Origin of the sequence: Rhizobium sp. J15 (assembly GCF_002531825.1) — a bacterium.
GTDB lineage: Bacteria > Pseudomonadota > Alphaproteobacteria > Rhizobiales > Rhizobiaceae > Rhizobium.
Genome location: NZ_NWSX01000010.1, coordinates 62804 through 86976 on the forward strand (window position 1 = coordinate 62804; position 24173 = coordinate 86976).

General features: G+C 64.7%; 20 protein-coding genes. 13 read left to right on the forward strand and 7 right to left on the reverse strand.

The annotated features are described in order from the left end of the window. The first annotated feature begins 4 nt into the window (after positions 1-4). From CO670_RS11595 to CO670_RS11620, 6 genes are read left to right on the forward strand one after another with little or no spacing between them, the layout of a single operon-like run. Complete coding sequence (locus CO670_RS11595) at positions 5-1189, forward strand: FHA domain-containing protein (protein WP_097590370.1); 1185 nt, start codon at positions 5-7, stop codon at positions 1187-1189. Continuing rightward, on the forward strand, positions 1179-2519 hold the full coding sequence (gene tssK, locus CO670_RS11600; RefSeq protein WP_097590371.1) for a type VI secretion system baseplate subunit TssK: 1341 nt from the start codon (positions 1179-1181) through the stop codon (positions 2517-2519). The genes CO670_RS11595 and tssK overlap by 11 nt, the downstream gene beginning before the upstream one ends. Continuing rightward, complete coding sequence (gene tssL, locus CO670_RS11605) at positions 2516-4051, forward strand: type VI secretion system protein TssL, long form (protein ID WP_097590372.1); 1536 nt, start codon at positions 2516-2518, stop codon at positions 4049-4051. Before tssK ends, tssL begins: the two co-directional genes overlap by 4 nt. Beyond that, positions 4048-7524, forward strand: a complete 3477-nt coding sequence (gene tssM, locus CO670_RS11610) for a type VI secretion system membrane subunit TssM (RefSeq protein ID WP_097590373.1) — start codon at positions 4048-4050, stop codon at positions 7522-7524. Before tssL ends, tssM begins: the two co-directional genes overlap by 4 nt. Before the next feature lie 10 nt (positions 7525-7534). Next, complete coding sequence (gene tagF, locus CO670_RS11615; RefSeq protein ID WP_097590374.1) at positions 7535-8911, forward strand: type VI secretion system-associated protein TagF; 1377 nt, start codon at positions 7535-7537, stop codon at positions 8909-8911. Next, a complete protein-coding gene (locus CO670_RS11620; RefSeq protein ID WP_097590375.1) occupies positions 8901-9812 on the forward strand; it encodes a serine/threonine-protein kinase in 912 nt (303 codons plus the stop codon). The genes tagF and CO670_RS11620 overlap by 11 nt, the downstream gene beginning before the upstream one ends. On the opposite strand, the gene CO670_RS11625 is transcribed toward CO670_RS11620, so the two are convergent. After that, the gene (locus CO670_RS11625) at positions 9809-10948 is read right to left on the reverse strand and encodes a polysaccharide biosynthesis/export family protein (RefSeq protein ID WP_097590376.1); all 1140 of its coding nucleotides are present in this window, start codon (positions 10946-10948) and stop codon (positions 9809-9811) included. The two genes, CO670_RS11620 and CO670_RS11625, sit on opposite strands and share 4 nt — an antisense overlap. A 205-nt stretch (positions 10949-11153) precedes the next feature. On the opposite strand from CO670_RS11625, the gene CO670_RS11630 reads away from it, so the two are divergent. The 4 genes from CO670_RS11630 (at position 11154) to CO670_RS11645 (ending at position 13222) form a co-directional block, all read left to right on the forward strand. Next, on the forward strand, positions 11154-11501 hold the full coding sequence (locus tag CO670_RS11630; RefSeq protein WP_097590377.1) for a DUF488 domain-containing protein: 348 nt from the start codon (positions 11154-11156) through the stop codon (positions 11499-11501). A gap of 126 nt (positions 11502-11627) precedes the next feature. After that, positions 11628-12149, forward strand: a complete 522-nt coding sequence (locus CO670_RS11635) for a DUF4142 domain-containing protein (protein WP_097590378.1) — start codon at positions 11628-11630, stop codon at positions 12147-12149. Positions 12150-12156: 7 nt separating this feature from the next. Continuing rightward, positions 12157-12471 carry a cupredoxin family copper-binding protein gene (locus tag CO670_RS11640; RefSeq protein ID WP_097590379.1) on the forward strand — a complete coding sequence of 105 codons (315 nt, stop codon included), beginning with the start codon at positions 12157-12159 and terminating at the stop codon, positions 12469-12471. A 43-nt stretch (positions 12472-12514) separates the two neighbouring features. After that, positions 12515-13222, forward strand: a complete 708-nt coding sequence (locus tag CO670_RS11645; protein WP_097590380.1) for an RNA polymerase sigma factor — start codon at positions 12515-12517, stop codon at positions 13220-13222. On the opposite strand, the gene acnA is transcribed toward CO670_RS11645, so the two are convergent. From acnA to CO670_RS11675, 6 genes are all read right to left on the reverse strand, one after another. Next, a complete protein-coding gene (gene acnA, locus CO670_RS11650; protein ID WP_245425802.1) occupies positions 13197-15803 on the reverse strand; it encodes an aconitate hydratase AcnA in 2607 nt (868 codons plus the stop codon). The genes CO670_RS11645 and acnA overlap by 26 nt on opposite strands. A gap of 113 nt (positions 15804-15916) precedes the next feature. Beyond that, on the reverse strand, positions 15917-16801 hold the full coding sequence (locus tag CO670_RS11655; protein WP_097590381.1) for a GntR family transcriptional regulator: 885 nt from the start codon (positions 16799-16801) through the stop codon (positions 15917-15919). Between the two features lie 97 nt (positions 16802-16898). Further along, entirely contained in the window at positions 16899-18398 is a 1500-nt protein-coding gene (locus CO670_RS11660; RefSeq protein ID WP_097590382.1) for a tripartite tricarboxylate transporter permease, read from the reverse strand. 10 nt (positions 18399-18408) lie between these two features. Next, positions 18409-18882, reverse strand: coding sequence for a tripartite tricarboxylate transporter TctB family protein (locus tag CO670_RS11665; RefSeq protein ID WP_097590383.1), 474 nt, complete (start codon positions 18880-18882; stop codon positions 18409-18411). A gap of 52 nt (positions 18883-18934) precedes the next feature. Continuing rightward, entirely contained in the window at positions 18935-19906 is a 972-nt protein-coding gene (locus tag CO670_RS11670; protein WP_097590384.1) for a tripartite tricarboxylate transporter substrate-binding protein, read from the reverse strand. Positions 19907-20280: 374 nt separating this feature from the next. Further along, complete coding sequence (locus CO670_RS11675; protein ID WP_245309888.1) at positions 20281-21201, reverse strand: iron-siderophore ABC transporter substrate-binding protein; 921 nt, start codon at positions 21199-21201, stop codon at positions 20281-20283. Between the two features lie 93 nt (positions 21202-21294). On the opposite strand from CO670_RS11675, the gene CO670_RS11680 reads away from it, so the two are divergent. The 3 genes from CO670_RS11680 to CO670_RS11690 are packed head-to-tail and all read left to right on the forward strand — an operon-like array spanning position 21295 to position 24141. Further along, on the forward strand, positions 21295-22302 hold the full coding sequence (locus CO670_RS11680; protein WP_176538924.1) for an iron ABC transporter permease: 1008 nt from the start codon (positions 21295-21297) through the stop codon (positions 22300-22302). After that, positions 22299-23330 carry an iron ABC transporter permease gene (locus CO670_RS11685; RefSeq protein ID WP_097590385.1) on the forward strand — a complete coding sequence of 344 codons (1032 nt, stop codon included), beginning with the start codon at positions 22299-22301 and terminating at the stop codon, positions 23328-23330. The genes CO670_RS11680 and CO670_RS11685 overlap by 4 nt, the downstream gene beginning before the upstream one ends. Further along, a complete protein-coding gene (locus tag CO670_RS11690) occupies positions 23323-24141 on the forward strand; it encodes an ABC transporter ATP-binding protein (protein WP_097590386.1) in 819 nt (272 codons plus the stop codon). The genes CO670_RS11685 and CO670_RS11690 overlap by 8 nt, the downstream gene beginning before the upstream one ends. Positions 24142-24173 lie beyond the last annotated feature (32 nt).

The following is a 24173-nucleotide window of genomic DNA, read 5'->3' on the forward strand; positions in this document are numbered from 1 at the left end:
AAGGATGCGGCTCGAACTGAGAGAGATCACCAGCGACGTGGCCATGCCGGCCGGCCGATCGAAATGGTTCTTCGAACGTGGCCGACGCACGCTCGGCCGGGCGCCCGACTGCGACTGGCGGCTGCCGGAGGACCGGCGTTCGATTTCGAAGCTGCATTGCATCATCGAGCGCGACCGCGACGGCTTCCTGCTGCGCGACCAGAGCGCCAACGGCTCCCGGGTCGATGGCGTCACCGTGCATGAAGGCGAGATCGCCAGGCTCTCCGACCGGTCGCGGCTGGAGATGGGCGGACTTGCCTTCTCGGTCCACATCTCAGGCAGCGGCGACCAGGAAATCGAAGATCCCGACGCGGGTCTCGTGCTCAGCGATGAACCGCTGACCATTTCCGCGATCCTCGCCGACATCGCCCCGGGCGGGCGGACCGCGAGCGGCATTCTCGGCGAGCGCATCGCCGATGACTGGACCCTGCCCGACCAAAGCGGCAGGAAAGGCGCGGCCTCCTCCCGCAATGTCGAGATCGGCTGGAGCGGCCCTCCGGAAACCCGCTCGGTCACTCAGCTTCTGCCGGAGGACTGGAATTCCGACGAGACGGAGTACGGTAGCCACCTCGAACATGGCGCCGCCACCCATGTCTCCGTGCCGATCGCGCAGCGCAGGCCTGCGGCGGTGGAGATCGTCAATGACAACGATCCGCAGCCCGAGGCCGAGGACTTTCCGAGCCTGACGATCGGCCGGCCGGAAACCTTTGCGGATCGTCTGGAGCCGCTGCTTGCCCGGCTCGAACAGGCAGTCGATGGTGCCTATGCCGTCTTCGACATGAACGCGCCGCCCTCCGGGCCGGAACCGGATTTCCTGGCCGGCCGGGAGGAGGCGCTCCTCACACGTATCGAGGCCGTGCTCGGCCAGCAGCTCACGCTCAATTCCGCGCTCGAGGCCCTTGTCCAGGCAGCCGGCCGGCTGGAACCGCGCATTGTCGAGGCGCAGGTCGAGACCGGCGTCTGGGGCCTGCCCTGGCGCCGCGACGGAAACTATTGGCAAGCCTACCGGGCAGAATTCGAAAAGGACGGCAAGAGCCGGTCGATCCAGGATGTTTTCCGCGACGCGATGTCCGATGCGGTGAGCAGCAGAGAGGCAGGGCCTCGTCCGCAAGACGGGCAGGAAGGAAAAGACGCGCATCATGAGGAATGAAAACCGGGTGGCCTGGAGCGAAGGCATGTTCCTTCGCGTGCAGCATTTCCAGCAGGCGGACCGCTGGACCGAGCGACTCGTGCGCACCGCCACGCACGGCCTAGCGCCCTATCCCTGGGGCATAACGGAGATCGGCATCGACCGCGGCGCGCTGGCGATCGGCCAGTTCGCGCTGTCGAACCTGCGCGGCGTATTGCCCGACGGCACGCCCTTCGAAGCCCCCGTCGATGCCGATCTGCCGCCGCCGCTCGATCTCGACGAGAACACCAAGAATTCGGTCGTCTATCTCGCACTTCCCGCCCGCCAGCCCGGCAAGGCTGACGTGGCGCTGAACGGCGGCGCGCAGCGCAACAGCGTCCGTCTCGTGGCCTCGCCCTATGAGGCGCCCGACGCCAATGTCGAGACCGACTTCATGGCGCCGATCGACGTCGGCCGCCTCAGCCTGCGTTATCTCAAGACCGGCGACGAGCTTGCCGGCTACGAGCTGATCGGCCTCGCCCGCATCATCGAGGTGCGCTCCGACAGGGCCGTCATTCTCGATCCCGACTACATCCTGCCAAGCCTCAACTGCACGGCCGCCGGCCGGCTGAACGAATTGATCACCGAGCTTCTCGGCATCGTGCGCCACCGTGCCGAAGCGATCGCCGAACGGATCGGCGATCCCACCATCCGCGGCACGGCGGAGGTCGGCGACTATCTGCTCCTGCAGATCCTCAACCGCGCCGATCCGATGCTGAAACATATTTCGGCCAATGCCACGCGCATCCACCCGATCGTCTTTTACGAGCACTGCATCCAGCTTGCCGGGGAGCTCGCCACCTTCACGACCGACCGCAAGCGCGCCAGCGATTTCGCGCCCTATCGGCATGACGACCTGAAGGCGACCTTCGCCGCCGTCTTCGATGATCTCAGAGCTTCGCTTTCCTCCGTGCTCGAACAGGCGGCGGTGGCGATCGAGCTTGCCGAGCGCCGGCATGGTGTCCGGATCGGCACGATCAACGACCGCACGCTGCTTCGCGATGCCGGTTTCGTGCTGGCGGTCCGCGCCGAAATGCCGGCCGAGGAGGTGCGCCGCAAGCTGCCGGCGCAGATCAAGGTCGGGCCGGTCGAGCGCATCGCCGACCTCGTCAACGTGGCGCTGCCGGGCATTCCCGTGCGGCCGCTGCCGGTGCTGCCGCGCCAGCTGCCCTATCGCTCCGGCACCATCTACTTCGAACTCGACACCAAGAATCCGCTCTGGAAACAACTCGATACCTCCGGCGCCATCGCCGTGCATCTCGCCGGCGATTTCCCCGGGCTCGAAATAGAATTGTGGGCCCTTAGAGAATGAAGAACGAACCCGCTTCCACCTGGCAAAGCCTGCCGACCATCGTCGAACTCACCGAGGATGGCGTGAAGAAAAAGCAATCCGCCCGCAAGATGGCGGAGATGCTGGACGACGTTCTCGATTTTCCCGAAGGCGAGAAGGGACCGGCACCGGCGGGGCCGTCCGCGACCGGCGGTGTCTCGGTCGAAACGCTCGTGCGGGATTTCCGCTTCGGTGCCGAAGACGTGCCGACCCTGGTGCGCTCGGCCGCACCACTGCTCAACCTCGCCCATGGCCTGCGCTACACGGAAGAGCAGCCTGATATCGATGAACTCAGAGCGGTGGCGATCGCAGCGGTCGGCCGCTACGAGCGGGATCTCGCCAGCGCGCGCATCAGCCCCGAACGGGCGCGCGCCGCCCATTATATCGTCTGCGCGACGGTCGACGACGTGGTGCTCAGCAAAGCCTGGGGCGTGCGTGCCGGCTGGGCCCGTTCGGGCCTCGTCTCCACCTTCCACATGGACGTGACCGGCGGCGAACGCGTGTTCGACCTGCTCGACCATTTCCACCAGAGCCCCGGCGCCAACAAGGACCTGCTGCTGCTCATCTATCTCTGCCTGTCGCTCGCCTTCGAGGGCCGCACCCGCGTTTCCGCGCGCGGCGGGCTGGAGCTCGCACGCATCCGCGACAGTCTCTATAAGACGCTGCTCGGCCAATACGGGGTCTTCGAGCGGGAGCTTTCCCCGCATTGGAAGGGCGTTTCCGCCCGGCACCAGCCGCTGCGCACCGCCGCCGCCCTTTGGACGCTTCTTTCCGTCCTGACGCTGATCCTAGCGCTCGGCTATCTCTTCTTCACGCTCTCGCTGAACCGCGCCTCCGACGGCACGTTCGAGCGCCTTGCCAAGCTGCCGCCGCGCGAGACACCCAGCGTGCTGGTCGAGATGCCGGAGCCACCGCGCGAAGTGCCGCCCGTCGTCGTCGCGGAAACGCCGCCGCCACCGCCTCCGCCGCCGCAAATCAAGCCGCCGAGCCGGCTCGACAATCTGCTCGCCTTCCTCCAGCCGGAGGTCGAGAAGAAGCTCGTCACGCTCTCGGATTCGAACGGCAGGCTCCTGGTGCGCATCAGCAACTCCGGCCTGTTTGCCACCGGCAGCGCCGAGGTCAGCGAGAAGTTCCACGATCTCCTGCAGCGGATCGGCGGAGCGCTCGCCGCGGAGAAATTCCGCGCCGTCGTCATGGGCTATACGGACAATGTGCCGATCCGCACCATCCAGTTCCCCTCCAACTGGCACCTGTCGGAAGCCCGCGCCAAGGCGGTCGGCGAAATCCTGGCGTCGTTCACCGGGCCGGGGGCGATCCTGACCGAGGGGCGCGCCGACAGCGATCCGATCGCCGGCAACGACACGCAGGAGGGCCGGGAGATGAACCGCCGCACCGAGATCCTGGTGCTGACCGATCCGAGCGAGCGGCTGAGCGACGCCGGCTTCAAGACGCCGCCGATCGAGGCCGAACGACCGACTGAACCGGCTGCCGCCGCAGGAGGCGCGTCGCGATGAATCCGCTTAGCTATTTCTATACGCTGCGTTCCTATGTGGAGGCCTATGCCGGCCTTCTCGGCCGCCGCTTCATCTCGGTCATCTGGGTGGCGGCGATCTGCATCGTCATCTGGTTCTACGGCTATCTCGCCGCCTATGGCGACTTCAAGCCGCTCGCCAGCGCTTCGGCGCGGCTGACGCTGATCGGCGTCGTCATCGCCGCCTGGCTCGCCTATCTCCTCTTCACCGTGATCCGCGACCGCCGCCGCGACAAGCAGCTGGTCGAAGGGATCGAGCGCGACGCCGAGGCCGAAGCGGCGGCCAGCCAGCAGGCCGAAGTCGGCGAGATCCATAGCCGGCTCAAGGAGGCCCTGCAGCTCCTGCGCCGCATCACCAAGCGACGCTTCGGCTATATTTACGAGCTGCCCTGGTACGTGATCTTCGGCGCGCCCGGCTCCGGCAAGACGACGGCGCTCAGCAATTCCGGCCTCAAATTCCCGCTCGGCGATGCGCTCGGCAGCAATTCGGTGCAGGGCATCGGCGGCACGCGCAACTGCAATTGGTGGTTCACCGACGAGGCGATCCTCATCGATACCGCCGGCCGCTACACCACGCAGGACGATCTGAACGGGACCGCCAAGGCCGGCTGGGAAGGCTTTCTCGGCCTCTTGCGCAAATACCGCCGGTCGCAGCCGATCAACGGCGCGCTGGTGACGCTGTCGATCGGCGATCTCTTGACGCGCGACCCCGAAGCCCAGCGCGAGGAAATCCGGGCGATCCGCCAGCGGCTTTCCGAACTCGACGAACTCCTGCATGCGCGCGTGCCGGTCTATCTGCTGCTGACCAAGGCCGATCTCCTGACCGGCTTCGTCGAATTCTTCGACGGCTTCAACAAGAGCGACCGCGAACAGGTGTGGGGCACGACCTTCGGGCTCGACGAGAGCTACAAGGCGGCAAACCTGCCGGAGCGTTTCGTCGAAGAATTCACCCTGCTGCAGCAGCGCGTCGACGCCATGCTGATCGAGCGCCTGCAGCAGGAGCCCAATCCGGAACTGCGCGGCCGCATCTTCCGCTTCCCGGCCGAGCTCGCCTCCCTGAAGGAGCGCCTGCATGACGTCATGACGGAGCTGTGCTCAGGTTCGAAACTGGTGGAGGCGCCGCTCCTGCGCGGCATCTATTTCGCCTCCGGCACCCAGCGGGAGGAAACGGTCGCCCTTCCCCGCCTGCGGCGCAGCTATTTCCTTTCGCGCCTCTTCAAGGAGGTGATCTTCGGCGAAGCATCGCTGGTTGCTCGCGACAAACGGCTTTCGAGCCGGCAGCTTCTCTTCCGCCGAGCCGCCTATGCGAGCGCGGTGCTCTTGCTTGCCGTAGTGCTGACGAGCTGGACGGCCACCTATTTCCAGAATACGTCAGCGCTCGCCGGCGCGGAAAGGCGCATCGACGCCTATGAGCAGTTGGTGCGCGGCGTGCCTGTTCGAGACGTCTCGGATGCGGATTTCCTGCGCATCCTGCCGGCGCTCGACAATCTCGCGGCCGTCACCACCGATTTCTCCAAGACCCGCGTCTGGCCGGTGAGCCTCGGCCTCGACCAAGAGAGCAAGGTCGCGAGCCGCCAGCGCGAGGCCTATCAGCGGGCGCTGAACACGCTGCTTCTGCCGCGCATGCTGGTGCAGCTTCAGAAGGACATGACCGAAACCACCGACGTCACCCGAACCTTCGACGCGCTGAAGCTCTACGGCATGCTCGGCGGGCTCGGCCCTGTGAATGCGGACTTCGCCTCGCTCGAGGCGGAAGACATGTTCACCAGGCTCTATCCCGACGAAGGCCGGGCCGCAGCCCGGCAGGCGCTGATCGCCCATGCCGAAGCCATGGCGCGCGGCGCGCTGCCGCCGATCGAACTCGACAAGACGCTGATCGCCAAGGCGCGCGAGATCATCCGCTCGCAGAATATCGCCAGCCGCGCCTATGATATCCTGGCGGAATACCGCGCATCCCGCGCCCTCCCCGGCTGGAGTCCGGCCGGCGCACTCGGGCCGCTCGGCGAACAGGCGTTCGAGCGCACCTCCAAAGCGCCGCTCAATGAAGCCATTCCCGGCCTCTTCTCCGCGACCGGCTATCGCACCGTCGTTCTGCCTGAAATCACCGACGCCGCGCGTGAAGCGCTCGACGAACAATGGGTCCGCGGCGATCCCAATCCCGCCGGCGTCACGGTCGACACCGTCGCCCAGGCCACGCTTCAGCTCTATTTCGACAATTTCGATCAGCGCTGGGCCACACTTCTCGCCGATCTCAGGGTCAAGCCCTCGCAGACGATCAGCGATGCGGCAGAAACCACCCGCATCCTGGCCGGCAAGCCCGGTCCGGTGGAGACGATCGCGAAGTCGATCGCCGCCGCAACCGACCTGCGCGCGCCCGGCGCCGAGATCGCCTCGGCCGCCGGCGACAACTTGGCCACATCGACCACGGCGCTCGCCAGCGCCGCGAATGCGCCCGATCCGTTCGGCCGTCTGCGCGACGCGCTGAAGGCGCCCTCCGGCCAGTCTTCGTCAACCGATCAGTCCAAGGATGCGCCGCGATCGGAGATCGGGCAGTTGGAGCCGATCCTGCAAAGAGTGCAGGAACAGCTTTCGCGCGCCACGACATCGACCGCCGAAGTCGCCAAGGTCTTCGACGTCGACAGCCAGCTCACCGACGCCAATCAGGATCTGTTGCAGCAGGCGCGCAAACTGCCCACCCCAGTTGACAGCTGGATGGCGGGGCTTGCCGCGGATGTCGGTTCGCTGGCGGTCAAATCCGCCCGTTCCCGTATCAGCGACGCCTGGGCGGCCGAAGGCTCCGGCTTCTGCTCGAACGTCGTGACCGGCCGTTATCCCTTCGACCGGAAATCCTCCCGCGACGTCGCGATGAGCGACTTCGTCAGGCTGTTCGGGCCGGAAGGCCTGTTCAAGACCTTCTTCAAGGAGAAGCTCGAAGCCTTCGTCGATACCAGCGCTTCGCCCTGGGGCTGGAAGGGCACTTTCGGCGCGGCGAGCATTCCGAGCGCGGCAATCGCCCAATTCGAGAATGCCGACAAGATCAACCGCGCCTTCTTCCCGGCCGGCAGCGAAAACCCGTCGATCACGATCAACGTCAAGCCGGTGTCGCTGAGCGATGCGGCCAGCGCCGTGATGCTGGAGATCGAGGGCGAACGCGTCGTCTATTTCCATGGCCCGATCCAATCGAAATCGATCACCTGGCCGTCGACGGAAGCCAGCAACGCCTCGCGCCTCGCTTTCCAGCCGGGCGGCTGGCAGCAGGCCCTGACGGAGAACGGCGACTGGTCGCCCTTCCGCCTGTTCGACGATGCCAACGTCACCATGCAGGGCGACGACCTTTTCCGGGCGAAATTCCAGCAGGACAACCAGGCGGCGGAGTTCGACGTGCAATTCGGCTCGGTGCTCAATCCCTTCCGGCTGGAGGCGCTCGGCGCCTTCTCGTGCCCGGCGCAATTCTGATCGGCAGATCATGAACGAGCGCGCCACCCTCGAGCGAAACCCGACCGAAGCTGACCGGATCGGCTTCTACGGCAAGCTGCCGAGCCATGGCGATTTCGTTTCGATGGGGCTCGGCCGCGGCCTGCAATCCGCGCTCGACGCCTGGCTGCAGGCCGGGATGCAGGCGGCGCAGCACGATCTCGGCGAGGAGTGGGAACGCCGTTTCCGCACGATGCCGGCATGGCGTTTCATCATCGAACGCGGCCTCTGGGGGCCGGCAACCGTTGCCGGCGTCCTGCTGCCCAGCCTCGACCGCGTCGGCCGCAGCTTTCCCCTCGTCATCGCCGCCCAGCTTCACGGCTTTTCCGAACATCCGCGCCAGCTCTATCTCGACGACGCGTGGTTCACGGCAGTGGAGGCGATCGCCGAAAGCTCAGCCAGGCGCGATTTCGACATCAACCAGTTCACGGCAAGCCTCAAGCGGCTGCGCACCCTGCGGCCGGCCGATCTCGCGGAAAACGAGACGCTGCAGGACCGAGCCTCCAGCCGAGGCACGATCTGGTGGCACATCGACCCGGAGGAACGGCGGGCCAAGGGTTTCGGCGTCAGCGGCGCGCCGGAGCCTGCGCATTTCGCGAAGCTGCTTCGCGAGAGTTCCGGCGCGGTCTCAGCACCGCCGCAGCCTGAGACAGTCGCGACACCGCGCCCTGTCATCGTCGAACCGCATCATCATTCCCCGGTTCTCCGGCACAGCCACGCCACGCATCCCGGCACGCGGCTCAGCGTCAATGCCGATGCGCTGCTCATTTCACAGACGCCCTCGCTGTTTGCCGTCGCCGATGGCGTCGGAGACGGCAATGCCGCTGCCGAAACCGGCAAGATCGCCGTTCATGTGCTGGCTGAAACGGCCCCGCAGCAGACGATCGAAGCTCTGATGCAGGAAATCAAAGGCAAGCTCGGCCGCGCCCACGGCCTGCTTCAGTCGGCCTATCTTTCCGAGGGGCGCGAACCATCGGCCGCCAGCATCGTCGTATTCGCAGCCCTTCAGGAGAGTTGTGCGCTGCTCTGGGTCGGCGATGCCCGCTGCTATCTCCTGCGCGACGGCATGATGCGCTGCCTGACCCGTGACCATGTGGAAGTCGGCCTGCGGCGCACGCTTTCGCGCGCCATCGGCATGCGCGGACATCTCGTTCCCGAAGTTCGCTCCGGCGGATTACAGGCCGGCGACCGGCTCCTGCTCTGCAGCGCGGCCCTTCCGAACGCCGTTCCCGAGCGCGGCATCGCCGAAATCCTGCTTTCGGCAGACATCGAAAAGGCCGCCGATATTCTCGTGCAGGAAGGGCTGATCGCCAATTGCCGCGAGAACCTCAGCGCCATCGTGATCGACGTGAAGACCGATGGCGGATGATCATCCCGCGGATTTCGAGGAAATCGCCCGGCGCTTTTCGCATCTCTGGCAGGCGCTGAACAGCCATGCCCATTCGCCTGATATCAGGAAGATGCTGATAGACAGGGTCCGGGACGCGCTCGACCGGGGCGAGGCTCGCTTCGGCGAGGCCGATCCCGCGATCATCGCCAACAGCTTCGTCTTGGAGGCGATGGTTCATGACGGCGCGGCGACCCAGGTCTATCGCGCCCGCCATCGCGATCTCGGAACGCTTCACGCCATCAAGATGCCGCGCCCCGACCATGCCGACGACCCCGTGCTCAGGAAACTCATCCTGCGCGAGGCCGAGATCGGCACGGCGCTCCGCCATCCCCATATCGCGGGAACGCAGACCGTCCTGCGGCTTGCCGACGGACGCCCTGCGCTCATCATGGAATGGCTCGGAAACCGGCTTGCGGATCTTTTGCAGGAAAGGCCGCTAACCCCGCGCGAAATCACTGATGTGATGACTTCGGTGCTTTCCGGCCTCAAGGCCATCCACGCCGCCGGCCTCGTACATTGCGACCTGTCGCCGCTCAACCTTCTGTTCGATGGCGACCTCCCGCATCTGAAGATCGCCGATTTCGGCATCGCGCTGAAAGCCGGATGCCGGCACGAAGAGTTCGATCTCGCCTTTGCCGGCCAGCCGGATTTCGCATCCCCGGAACAGACGGCCGGCGGCCCGCTCGACGGACGATCCGATCTCTACGCGGCCGGGCGTCTGCTGGCCCTGCTGCTCAGCCATTGCAGCGCGGAGCGCGACGAAAAGTTGGAGGCTTTGGCGATCCGTCTGTCCCAGCCGAACCCGCAAGACAGGCCAGAAAATGCAGAGGCCGCCTTGCATCTGCTCGGCAGCCCCTGGAAATCTGGTGTTGTTTTTTAGTTGCCGCTCGAGCCGGGGATCGGCGCTGCGGCCGTCGGCACGCTCTTCTGGTAGACGTTGAAGAACTTCGCGAAGTCCACCAGGCCGGCATTGCTGGCGTAGATGATATCGCCGTCCATCATCTGGAACCGCTGCATCAGCGCTAGATTGGAAACGTCCTTCATATTGACGCGGTAGATCGCCGGCTTGCTGCTGACCACGACCGGCGCTGCCGTCTTGGCATTCGCCGCCGCGACCTGGGTATAGACCGGCTGGTTGCGCAGCACATAGAAATTGCTCGCATCGGCCCGGTCGTCGAGCAGGCCGCCGGCGCGGCCGAGCGCCTGGGCCAGCGTCAGCCTGCCCGGTTCGAATTCGAACTCGCCGACGCTCTTGAAGGCGCCGAAGGCGGTGAAGGTCGGCGAATCCTTGTCGACGTAGATCTGATCATCCGGCAGCAGGTAGACATTCTGCTTGCTGTCGTCGATGACGCGCTGCAGCGGCACGGTGGCGCGCTGCTTGCCGCGCATCAGCGTAACGGTGGCCGAGCCCGGCGCGGAAGATGCGCCGCCGGCAAGCGCGACCGCATCGAGCACACGCTCCTTGCGGGCGGTGAGCGGGAAACGCCCGGCGGAGCGCACGTCGCCATTGACGGTGACGCCGCTGGAGGGCCTGTCGACCACGGTGACGACGGCCTGCGGATTGACGGCCGAACCCTTGAGGCCGGTGACGATGCGCGTCTGCAGCGCCTCGGTCGAGGAATCCACCACCCGCTGCTTGCCGACGAAGGGAAGCGTCACATTGCCTGTCGAATCGACGGTGAAGCGGCCGAGATTGAGGGTCTTGCTCTCAGTCGAAGAGAAAAGCCCGTCCTCGCCGGGATCGAGGAGCGTCACCTCGATGACGTCGCCGCGCCTGAGGCGCGTATCGGCAAATCCGCTCGAGCGCATGGCGCTGAGCCCGGCATCGGTGGAGGCATAGGCGAGCGGCGTGGCGGAAACCGGGCCCATCGGGGCTTCCGAAAGCCGTACAACCGGAATTCGTTCGTTGGTTTGCGGCGACGTGGCGTTGTAAAAACCACCAGCAGTTGGGCCATCCGATGGCCGGGCGCAGGCACTGAGAACCGCGACAAGGACGAACGGCGCCAACTTTCGCATCACGTATCCTTTTGGCAATGTTGAGAGAATCGGAAAATATCAGCGGTGAATGACCGAGCAATACCAGTTGCACGCGAAAAATCAATTGTGACAGTTCAGAGGCGCACTGCTGTGGCTAATTGGCAACCATTGTCCGGCGGCGGAACCAAATCCTCAGCCGAGCTTTTCGTCGGGAACGAGCTTTCCGAACATGGCGGACGATCGAATGGCCTTGCACATCAAACGGATCTACGAGCCGAAGGACGACAAGGACGGCACGCGCATCCTGATCGACAGGCTTTGGCCGCGCGGGCTGAGCAAGCAAGATGCGGCGGTCGATATCTGGCTGAAGGATATCGCCCCGAGCCCGGCGCTGCGGCGATGGTTCGGCCACGACCCGGCCAAATGGACCGAGTTCCAGCGCCGCTACCGCGACGAACTCGAAAAGAAGTCATCGGCCGTGGAAGACCTTAAACGCCATATCGGGAAATCGACGGCAACGCTTCTCTATGCGGCGAAAGACGCTGACCACAACCACGCGATCGTGCTTCGGCATTTCATCGGCAAGCGCTGACAAGCCATTTTGCCGGGACCAAAAAATCCGGGAACCTTTTGATCCGATCTGCATCCAATGCTCGCTTCCCAAGCGCACCACCGCTGCTGGGAGACGTTCCGTCCTATGACATAAGGGAGACAGATCATGTTGAAACGAATTCTCGGCGCAGCCCTGCTTACGGCCTCGCTCGGCACGGCTTCGCTTGCCGCCGATGCCAAGCCGACCGACCCGCAAATCGCCCATATCGCCTACACGGCCGGCCAGATCGACGTCACCGCCGCGGAACAGGCGTTGAAGAAGAGCAAGAATGCCGACGTCATCGAATTCGCCAAGACCATGGAGCGCGACCACAAGGCGGTCAACGATCAGGCGCTCGCCCTCGTCAAGACGCTGAAGGTAACGCCTGAGGACAATGCCATCAGCCAGTCGCTGTCGACCCAGGCCAGCAAGGAATTGACGAGGCTCGACACGCTCGACGGCGCGGCATTCGACAAGGCCTATGTCGAAAACGAAGTCGCCTATCACAAGTCGGTCAATGATGCGCTTGCCAAGGTGCTGATCCCTTCGGCTCAAAACAAGGAGCTGAAGTCGCTTCTGGAAACGGGCCTGACCCTGTTCAAACAGCACCAGATGCATGCCGAACATCTCGCTTCGACGATAAAGTAGGCCGGCGATGGGCTCGCTGATGAAATCGCTGCCGCTGCTCTCCGCCCTGCTTTGGGCGGGCGCTGCCCCGGCGGCGGACTATCACATCACCATATCAGGCATGAAATTCGGCCCGCCGCCTGCCGGGCTTAAGGTCGGCGATGTGATCGTCTGGCGAAACGATGATATATTCCGGCACACGGCAACGGCCCGCGACAAAAGCTTCGATATCGACCTGCCGCCGAAATCGGAGGGCCGCATGACGGTCAGCCGAGCGGGAGCGGTGGATTTCTATTGCCGCTTTCATCCCGCCATGACGGGCAAGCTGGAGGTCCGGCCATAGGCCGGACTCCGAAGGAACGACACAGCAAGCAGGCGCAGTTTCCATGACAGCCATTCCGGTTCCGGCCCCGCAACACCGGCCTGACATATCGACGCTTTCCGATGTCGATCTCGTCTCGCTTGCAAAGACGGGCGATGAGTCCGCCATCCGCGCCTTGGTCCAGCGCCACAATCGTCGCCTGTTCCGCACCGCGCGCGCCGTCATTCGCAACGATGCGGAGGCGGAGGATGTCGTGCAGGCCGCCTACGTCAAAGCTTTTACCAATCTGGCTGCGTTCCGGGGCGAGGCCGAGCTTTCGACATGGCTGACCCGGATTGCGCTCAACGAGGCGCTCGGCCGGGTGCGAGCGCGGAAAAACACCACCGGGCTTGAGGAAATCGACATGCAGACGACGTCGCCGGGCGGCCAGCTATTGCAGTTTCCATCCTCCCTGCCGGCGGCCGATCCGGAAACCGAGCTGTCGCGAAGCCAGGCGCGGCATCTCCTGGAAAACGCGGTCGACGAACTGCCGGATGATTTCCGCGCTGTCTTCGTGCTGCGGGATGTCGAGGGCATGAGCACCGAAGAGGCCGCATCCTATCTCGGCATAAGGCCCGAAACCGCCAAGACCCGGCTGCACCGGGCGCGCAGGCTGATGCGCCAGTCGATCGAAAAACGTCTCTCGGGCGCATTCTCGGCGCTGTTTCCCTTCGATGGCGCCCGCTGCGCTTTCATGGCCGACCGCGTCATCGCCGCTCTTCGGCAGTCGTGATGATATCCCGTAATATCAGCGGCAGAATTCCTCCGGCTTTGAGCGTTTCGACCTCGGCCATCGTCTCGATGGCGGCCGCCGCCGCAAACGAGATCCGATCGCCGCCGACCCGCCGGATGGTCACGCGGACAGGAGAGCGCGGCGCGACGAGGTGATCTTCCGCCGCGATCTCGATGACGTCGCCGGCCGCGAGCTTCAGGGAAGCGGGCTCATATCCAGACGGCAGCCGCAGCGGCAATATTCCCATGCCGATGAGATTGGAGCGATGAATCCGCTCGAAGCTTTGCGCCAGCACGGCACGCACGCCGAGCAGCGACGCGCCTTTCGCCGCCCAGTCGCGCGACGAGCCCATGCCGTATCTTTCACCGGCGACGATCACCACGGGCTGCTGCTCGGCCGCATATCGCTCCGCCGCCTTCCACAGGGGCAGGATTTCTTGCGACGGCCAATGGATGGTGGAACCGGCGGGGATCTCGCTCCCCAGCATGTTGCGAACCGTCCGGTTGGTGAAGAGGCCGCGAACCATGGCCTCCCAATTGCCGCGCCGGGAGGCATAGACATTCAGATCCATCGGGCTGTCGCCCATGCCGATCAGGTACCGGCCCGTTTCGCTCGCGGCGGGAATGGCGCCGGCCGGCGAAATATGGTCGGTGGTGATGTCGTCGCCGAGCACGAGCAGGGGCCGCGCCGCATAGGTTCCGAGCAGGCTTCCCTTGCCGACACCGGCGAAGGGGGGCCTGCGAATATAGGTCGAAGCCTCGTCCCAAGGAAAGATCGTGGTTTCAGGGGCTTCGAGCTCCCGCCAGATCCGGCTGGCTTCCGCCTCGTCATAGGCCGGCGTGAAGTCATCAGGGTCCGACGCCGAAAGGAGGGCATCGTCGATCTCGGAACTCTCAGGCCAGAGCATCGACAATGTGACCGGCTCGCCGGCCCCGGAATGGCCGATGATATCCTTCATGATGTCGAGTTCGACCGTGCCGGCGAGCGCGAAAGCGATCACCATCGGCGGCGAGGCCAGAAAGCCCGCCTCGAGCTGCGGATGGACCCGGCCGGGGAAATTCCGGTTTCCCGAGAGAACCGCGACCGGCAGGATGCCGCGCTCGGCCATTGCCGTGGAGATCGGCTCGGTCAGCGGCCCCGAATTGCCGATGCATGTCGTGCAGCCATAGCCGACGATCCCGAAACCGACCGCCTCCAGATCGTCGAGCAGCCCCGAGCGCCGGAGATAGCGTTCGGCCGTCGGCGAGCCCGGAGCGAGGGAGGTCTTCACCCAATGCGGCGGGCGCAGCCCGTAGGCCCTCGCCTTGCGGGCAAGCAGGCCGGCGGCGACGACCAGCCTCGGATCGGATGTGTTGGTGCAGCTGGTGATCGCGGCGATGGCGACCGCGCCGTCGTTCGGCCCGCCGGCAGCGGGCGCCGAGGCCTTTTTCATCGGGGCGATCGCCGCTTTGGTCGCGTTCGCGGCCAGCCGGTCCTGCGGCCGGGTCGGGCCCGCGAGGCTGGGCTCGACGAGCGACAGGTCGATCTCGACGATGCTCGTGTAGCGCGGCGCAGTGTCCGGATCGAACCAGAGGCCGGCACGGCGACAGTAGGTCTCGACCAGGCGGATCTGCGCCTCTGTCCGGCCGGTGGCGCGGAGATAGGCGAGCGTGTTGCGGTCGATGGGGAAATAGCCGCTATTGCCGCCGAATTCCGGCGTCATATTCGCGACAACAGCCCGGTCGCCCGCCGTCAGCGCCGACACGCCCGGCCCGAAGAATTCGACATATTTGTCCTGAAGATCGATCTTGCGAAGGATGTTGGTGACGACGAGCGCAAGGTCGGTCGCCAGCACGCCATCCTTCAATGCGCCCGACAGCCGCACGCCGACCACATCGGGCACGCGAAGCGCGACCGGCATGCCGAAGAAAACGCTTTCGGCCTCCAATCCGCCCACGCCCCAGGCCAGCACCCCGATGCCGTTGATCATCGGCGTGTGGCTGTCGGTGCCGATCAGCGTATCCGGCGCAATCCAATTCCTGCCGTCCCGGGACATGACGCTCACCACCGTCGCCAGCCTTTCGAGGTTCAGCGTGTGCATGATGCCGGTGCCGGGCGGATGGACGTGGAAATCCGCGAGCGTATTCGTCGCCCATTTCATGAATCGGTAACGCTCGGCGTTGCGTTCGAATTCGCGCGCCATGTTGCGGGAGAGCGAACCGGCGCCGCCGAAGAAATCGACCGCCACCGAATGGTCGGTGGAGACGTCGACGCGCACGACCGGATTGAGCCGCGCCGGATCGGCGCCGGCTTCGGCCAGGGCCGAACGCATGCCGGCAATATCGACGAGAGCCGGGCCGCAGGTGGTGTCATGCATCAGAACGCGGTTGGGCAGGAACGGGATTTCCAGATCGCTGGTGCCGGTGTCGAGCCACCCGAGGATCGCGGCCCGCGCCCTTTCGGCATCCTGCCCCGCCGCACGCAGCACGTTTTCCAGCAGGATGCGATGGATGTAGGGAAGCCGTTCGAGATCGCCGCCGGCCGCCTTGGGCAGGTCGATGAAATCATATTCCCTCTCGTCGATCGTCATTTTGGAGATCATAGTCACTTCCCGCATCCATCTGCACATGTTTACATTATATGATTATAAAATGCAATTTGATATCACCATCGCCTCACCTCGTTCCGTAATCGAATTACCGAGAACCTCGTGAACTAGACCTTGGGCGCCTTGATCCGCCCGGCGCCCATGATGTGGGTGTAGAGAAATGCCGCCGCTTCGCTGCGCCTATCGCTTTCGAGCAGGTCGAGGATATGCAGATGTTCCGCCGTCTGCCTCGGCAGGCGGCTTCTGTCGATGGTGATGTGGTATTCGACCAGCCGCCGCAGCCTGTTGATGCGCTTCAGGGAATCCAGGAAGAACTCGTTTTTCGAGCAGGCGACGAGCATTTCATGGAAATCGTTGTTGGCTTTGAATATCTCGGCGCGCGACCAGGTTTCGTATCCGCCGTCGCGCAACGCCGTCTGCGTCTCCCGCGCCTTGCGGAAGCCCTCCTCGTCGGGCTCGAATGTCGGCAGCAGCATCGCCTGCTGTTCGATCACCGCACGGAAGACATAGCCTTCCTCGTAACTTTGCCTCGATGTCAGCGTCTGACGGAACGACCATCCGTTGCCGGGAAGGCGTTCTATCCATCCTTCGTCGGCGATGCGATGCAGGACTTTCAAGAGCTTGGTGCGCGGCAGATCGTAGATCCGCATGAGTTCGTTTTCACTGACCCGCTCGGGCAGGGCACCGGAGAGCCGGTCCTCGGCGATTTTGAAATAGACCGCTTCGTCGCCATCCGGCCGCTCGTCGCCATCCGCCTTCGCCACCTCGATCTCGTTGCCATCCATGCCGAGGAAATATCCGCGATTGGGCTCGGCCCGGACGATGCCGCGCTCCTCCAGCTTGCGCAGCGCGCTCATGATCGGCGCACGAGAGACGCGGAACGTATCGGCGAGCATCTGCAGCGGCAGATGTTCACCCTTGCGCATCCCGTTGCTCTTCACGAATTCGATAATGCTCGTGCTGATCTGCGGTGAGAGGCTATTCCTTGCCATGTAAGTCCGGAGCCACTTCTTCTCTTCGACAACAGGAACGAGGCGTCCCGGCTGCCCGACATCATCCACAGCATGTCGCGCAACCGGCGCCACGACGTCAATCCTCATCCTGCCGGAAGCGCGACAAGCCACGGAAGATGAAGGGCGCGATCAGGGCAATCGCCGCAATGGCGATCATGACCGCCGAGCTCGCATGCTGGAGCAATATCATCGGATCGCCGAGGCTCATCTGCAGGGAGCGGCGCAGCGCATTGTCGGCAAGCGGCCCGAGGATCAGCCCGACGACCGCAGGCGCAATGGGATAATCATACCGTCGCATCAGAAACCCGACGATGCCGAAGCCCGTCAACAGCAGCAATTCGACGACCGAGGGATTGGCGGCGATCGTTCCCATCGAGGCGAAGACCAGAATGCCGGCATAGAGCCACGGCAGCGGGATCGCCAGAAGCCGCACCCACATGCCGACCAGGGGAAGGTTGAGCACGAGCAGCATGACATTGGCGATGAACAGGCTTGCCACCAGCCCCCAGACGAGATCGGCATGCTGGGTGAACAGCAATGGGCCGGGCTGGATATTGTACTGCTGGAAGCCCGCGAGCATCACCGCTGCTGTGGCCGAGGTCGGCAGCCCGAGCGTCAGCAGCGGCACGAGCGTGCCTGCGGCCGAGGCATTGTTGGCGGCCTCCGGCCCGGCGACGCCTTCGATCGCGCCCTGGCCGAATTCTTCGGGCTTGCGGCTCAGCTGCCGCTCGATATTGTAGCTGAGGAAGGTCGGAATTTCCGCCCCGCCGGCCGGCAGCGCGCCGATAGGAAAGCCGATGAAGGTTCCGCGCAGCCAGGGTTTCCAGGAGCGTTTCCAGTCCTCCCTCGTCATCCAGATCGATCCCTTCACGGGGATAGGTTTCTCCGGCTTGTGGAGATGGCGCGAAGCGACGAAAAACGCCTCGCCGATCGCAAACAGGCCGACGGCGAGCGTCGTCACTTCCACACCGTCGAGCAGTTCGGGAACGCCGAAGGTCAGCCGGGCCTGGCCGGTGAGCTGATCTATTCCCATCAGGCCGAGCCAGAGACCGAAGGCGAGGCTGGTCAGGCCCCGCATCGGCGAGGAGCCGAATGTGGCCGAGACCGTGACGAAAGCAATCAGCATCAGACCGAAATAGTCCCAGGGACCGAACTTCACGGCGATCTTGACCAGCAGCGGCGCCAGAAAGGCGAGCCCGAGCGTGGCGATCAGCGCCGCGACGAAGGAGCCTATGGCGGCGGTCGCCAGCGCCGGGCCGCCCCGGCCCGAGCGGGCCATCTTGTTGCCTTCGAGCGCGGTCACGACGGACGCGCTTTCGCCCGGCGTATTCAGCAGGATCGCCGTGGTCGAGCCGCCATACATGCCGCCATAATAAATGCCGGCGAACATGATGATCGAGCCGCCGGGATCGAGCTTGAAGGTCACAGGCAAGAGCAGTGCGACCGTCAACGCCGGGCCGATGCCGGGCAACACGCCGACGGCGGTGCCGATCATCACGCCGATCGCGGCATAGATCAGGTTTGCAGGCTGGATCGCGAGCGCGAAGCCGTCGATGAGAAAGGAAATGGATTCCATCGGGCGTCCCTCAGAAAAGCCGCTCGAGCGGGCCTTGCGGCAAGGCGAGTGTCAGAAGCTTGTTGAACAGCAGGAAGACGACGAGCCCGATTCCAGCCCCGAGACAGAGATCCGCCAGAAAGGCCCTGCGGCCGAAGGCACGGGCGGTCAGGGCAAAAAGCAAGGTCGAACCGATGATGAAACCTGCCCCGAGCCAAATGGAACCGATCAGGCCGCAGAGCGCCAGGCCGACCCAGGCGACAGCCTTCCAGTCGGCGGTCTCGACCTCGACGTCAGAGGGCTTGAAGGCTGACAACAGATGCCCGATGCCGAGAACGGCGAAGAGGAGAGCGACGAAATAAGACGCAGCGCTGGCGCTCATCCCGTAGGCCGCACGGGCGGTCATATGGCTGGCGTCCCAATAGGTGATGGCCGCGATCGCAAACAGGACGACGGCGATCACCACCGGAGGACGGTTCGGAGAGTGGATTGTCTTGGGGGTCATGGTTTCCTCGCCGCGAAAGGGAGGAGCCAGGCCCCTCCCCGTCGCCGTCACGTCAGTCGGCAAGCCCGATCGAGGTCAGGATCGTCCTGACACGGTCGGTCTCGGAGGCGATGAAGCTCTTGAACTCGTCGGAGGGAGCGTAATAGTCGGACCAGCCGCGCGCCTTCAGGATCGCCTTCCACTGCTCCGACTTGACCGTCTTGTCGACGGCAGCCTTCAGCGCGTCGAGATCAGCGCCTTCGACACCCGGGCCGGCGAAGATGCCGCGCCAGTTCACCAGCTCGATATCGAGGCCCTGCGCCTTGAGCGGCTTGGCTTCAATGCCTTCGATCGGCTCAGGATAGGAGATGGCCAGCGCTCTGAGATCGCCAGACTTGATTTGGCCTTCCCATTCGCCATAGCCCGACACACCGGCCGTCGCCTGGCCGCCCAGCATGGCCGCAAGGGATTCGCCGCCGCCGGAATAGGCGACATAGTTGATCTTGGCCGGATCCGCGCCGGCCGCCTTGGTGACGAGCGCCGCCAGGATGTGGTCGGCGCCGCCCGCCGATCCGCCGACCCAGATGGTCTTGGCGACATCGGCCTTGATGGCGGCCAGCAGATCGTCGATCGACTTGATCGGCGAATCCTTCGGGACGACGATCACGAGCGGATCGCCGGTCAGCCGCGCAAGCGGCGTCACCTGCGTCAGATCGACCGGCGACTTGTTGGAAATGCTGGCGCCGACGAGGGTGATGCCGGCGACGAGAAGCTGGTTGGGCGAACCCTTGGCCGTTCCGATGAACTGGGCAAGGCCGACCGTGCCTCCGGCGCCGGGAACATTGACCACCTGCACGCTCTTCGCATTGCCGCTCGCCATCATGGCTTCCTGCAGCGAGCGGGAGGCGGAATCCCAGCCGCCGCCTGCGCCGGCAGGCGCCGTGATGGTCAGTTCGAGATCCTGGGCGGCCGCGGAGATGCTTCCGACGCTCAGCGCGGTGCCGATCATCGCAGCCATCAAACCGTATTTCATGAAATTGCGCATCGCGATTTTCCTCCTCGCATCGCGGGGCTCACCTCTGAGCCGGACGGAAGGAATTTGCATTATATAATTATAAAAGTAAATACTGGAAATTCGACGGCAGGACGAAGACCTGCCATGCGACAGGGAATCCGCTGGGAAACAGCGGTGCGCGGGCGCTTGCCGCCACCCAAACTGCGCTACGCCATCATTCGTTTCATGAAGTGCTGGATCGAAGGCCGAAGCCCGGACGGACCAAGATCCGACGTTTTCTCAGGCGAGCGCCAGGTGGCGCTCGCCGCCATCATTCGGCGATATTTTCGGCAATGTCTGCAGCACCACAGGCCTCGCTGGCCTGCGGTGCTTGAGCGGGATGATGCGATCCGTGGCTTGGCGGCTTAACGCGAGGCAGGCAGCCCGTAGAGCTTCTCGATATCGTCGAGCATCAGATTTGCCGCGAGGATGCCGCCGGCCGTATTCCAGACGGCATCGCTGACGGCGTCGACCTTGCCCGCCTTGACGACGGCGAGGTTCTTCCACAGCGGATCGGAAGTCCAGTCGGCGGCGGCAGCGGCCGTCTTGCCGTCGCCCGTGTCGTAGACGAGGTAGAAGAGCCGGTCGCCGTCGAATTCCGGCGTGCGCTCCTTCGTCACCTCGTCGGCGAATTCCATCCGGTCCTGGTTTGCCGGCCGCGCAAAGCCGATCTGGCTCAGTATGTTGCCGGCAAAAGTATCCTTCAGCAGGATCCGGGTGCGCCCGGGCATGAAGCGCACCAGCGAAATCTTCTCGGCCTTCTTGTCCCCGAGCGCCTTGCTGATCGCCGCAACGCGATCGTCATAGGCCTTGAAGGCCGCATCCGCCTCCGCCAGCTTGCCGACGGCGGTGGCATAGAGCTTCATATTGCCCTTCCAATCGCTCCTGATCCGCTCGGAAAGCACGGTGGGCGCGATGGCCGACAGCTGGGAATAGATCTTCTCCTGCCGGAACTTGGTGCCGAGGATGAGATCGGGCTCGAGCGAGGCGATCAGTTCGAGATTGACGGCCGATTCGTCGCCGACCACCGTCACACCGTCCATCTGCTTTGCGATGTGATCGTACCAGGGCTTGCCCAGCCAGGAACGCACGGCGCCGACCGGCTTGATGCCGACCGCAAGCAGCGCTTCCGTTCCCTCGTTGGTCAGGACGACGATCCTCTTCGGCGCATCCGGCACTTCGGTCACGCCCATGGCATGGGTCACTTCGCGCGCGCTGGCCGCATTGACCACGATGAGGGAGAGGAAGGCCGTGAAGACCGCAAGCAGAATGGATTTCGTACGCACAGACGCCTCGAACTTGACAATCGGATGATTTTCCGACCAATCGGTCGGGCCATAAGATGAGATACATTGTCCACTTAAAGTCAAGCTGAAACCGTGCGCCCGATTGCCGTCTCCACCTCTTCCCGACCCGGGATATCGCTGACGATCCTGCTGTGGGCGGTGCTGATAGCGGCCGTCGTCGCCAGCGTGGCGCTCGGATACCGGCAATATTCGCCGGCCGCGATGTGGAACGCGATTTTCTCCTTCGATGGATCGGAAAGCGCCGTCGTCATCACCACGCTGCGCATTCCCCGCGCCCTTCTCGCGCCGCTCGTCGGCGCCGCGCTCGGTGTCGCGGGCGTCCTGACCCAGACGCTGGCGCGCAATCGCATCGCTTCTCCCGATACGCTCGGCATCAATGGCGGCGCGGCGCTCGCGGTCGTCGCGTCGAGCGTCTGGTTCGGCGTCGGCTCGATCGCCGGAATGTCGCTGGCGGCCATATCAGGCGCGCTCGCCACCAGCCTGCTCGTCTTCGGCGTCGCCGCCAGTTCCGGAGGCTTCTCGCCGATCCGCATCGTGCTGGTTGGCGTCACCGTCGGAGGCCTCGGCTATTCGATCGTCCAGATTATCCTGACCACCAACGAAGCCCAGCTGAAGGAGCTGCTGTTCTGGCTGACGGGCTCGTTTGCAGACCGCCCCATCGCTTTTGCCCTCGGCGGCGCGCCCGTGGTGCTGGCCGGGCTCGCGGTCGCCTGGATGCTGGCGCAGCCGCTCGATGCGCTGCAGGCCGACGATACGACGGCGGCAAACCTCGGCGTACCGCTTGCCGTCGTGCGCTGGGCCGGCTTCCTGACCATCTCGCTCCTGACCGGCGCCGGCGTCTGCATGGCAGGCCCGGTCGGCTTCGTCGGTTTCGTCGTGCCGCATCTTGCCCGACGCTTCGTCGGCCTCAGCCATCGCCGCCTCATCGTCGCCTCGGCGCTGATCGGCGCGATCTACGCGACGGCGGCCGATATCCTCGCGCGCTTCATCATCTACCCGGCCGAAGCGCCGGTCGGCGCGATCACCTCGACCGTCGGCGGCATCGTCCTGCTGGTCCTGCTGAAGCGGAGAGCGGCATGATTTCCCCTGCCCGCCCGCTCGCAGCCTCCAGAGCGCCGCTGACGCTCGCCGCGATCATCCTTCTCTTCGCGGTCCTCGCCTTGACGGGGATCGCGTTCGGCTCGACCTGGATCCCGCTCGCGCAGGTATGGGACGTGCTTCTCGGCGCCGACATCCGCGGCAAGACCGTCATCATCCTGCAATTCCGCCTGCCCCGCGTGGTGATCGCGGCTCTCGCCGGAGGCGGCTTTGCGATCGCCGGCTATCTTCTTCAGCGCGTCACCCGCAACGAACTCGCCTCGCCCGGCATATTGGGCGTCGTCGATGGCGCCGCACTCGCGGTCGTCTGCTTCCTCGCCGCGCTCTCCAACGAGTCCAACGCCCTCGCCACCTCGGTCGCCTATCAGCCGGTCGCCGCCGTCGCCGGGTCGATTGCAGCGATCTTCGTCGTCTTCTCCTTCGCGGGCCGGCAGGCGGCGTCGGCGATCCGCCTGCTTCTTTTCGGCACCGCCGTCGCCGCGGTTTTGAAATCGCTGACGGTGATCGCCATGCTCGTCGGCCCGGTCTATCAGGCGGGACAGGCGGCGCGCTGGATCGCCGGCGCGGTCAACGAGATCAACTGGAATGAAATCCGCATCACCGCGATCGGCATGCTGCCGCTCGTGCTTCTCGTGCTGATCGTCGCGCGCAGGCTGCCGCCGGCCGATCTCGACGAGACCTCGGCCAGAAGCGTCGGCCTCAACCTGCCGAGCTTCCGCATCCAGATCTTCATCCTTGCCGCCGCCATTACCGCCCTTTCCGCCGCCTTCGTCGGCGGCATCGGCTTCATCGGCCTGATGGCGCCGCATCTTGCGCGCCGGCTGATCGGGCGGACCGTCCATTTCGGCCTGATCGGCAGCTTCTTCATCGGCGCATCGATGCTGGTTGGCGCGGACCTTCTCGTCCGGGTGCTCTTTTCGCCGACCGAAGTGCCCGCCGGCACGGTCCCGGCCGTCATCGGCGCTCCCTACTTCCTCTATCTCCTGATGAGAAACCAGCGCCATGACTAGTGCGACCGCCATCGACAGCGTGATTTCGATCGAGGAGCTCAGCCTCGACTACGGCAAGCTCAACGTCCTCCACTCCCTGTCGCTCGCCATTCCCCGAGGCAAGATCACTGTGCTCGCAGGCGCGAACGGCTGCGGCAAGTCCACCTTGCTGCGCGCAATCCGCCGGCTTCACAAGCCGAGCAAGGGGCATATCCTCCTCGAGGAGCTCAATCTGCACAGTCTCGGTGAAAAGGCGCTTGCCAGGAAGATCGGGCTGCTGACGCAGAGCCCGTCGGCGCCTGAAGACATGACGGTGCAGGAACTCGTCCGCCTCGGCCGCTATCCGCATCAGACGCTGCTGCAGCCCTGGAGTGCCGGCGATGCGGAGGCCATCGAACAGGCGATGGCCGGCACCGGCGTCGGGCATCTGCGCGAGCGCAGGCTGGGCTCCCTCTCGGGCGGGCAGTTGCAGCGTGCATGGATTGCGATGGTGCTGGCGCAGGAAACCGACATCATCTGCCTGGACGAGCCGGTCAACCATCTCGATCTCGCCCACCAGCTCGAATGCCTCGAACTGGTCTACCGTCTCAAGCAGCAATTCGGCAGAACTGTCGTGCTCGTCCTGCACGACCTCAATCTCGCGGCGCGCTACGGCGACATGCTGGTCTTCCTCAGGGGCGGCGAGATCGTCGCCACCGGCGCGCCGGCCGATCTCGTCACCGAAGAGAGGGTGGCAGACGTCTTCGGCGTACAGGCGAAAATCATCACCGATCCCGTTCACGGCCGGCCGCTTTGCATCCCGCTCCGCCTTGCGGAAAAATCGCCTCAGTGAAGTCAGTCGGCGGGACCGGTGAAGATCCCGCC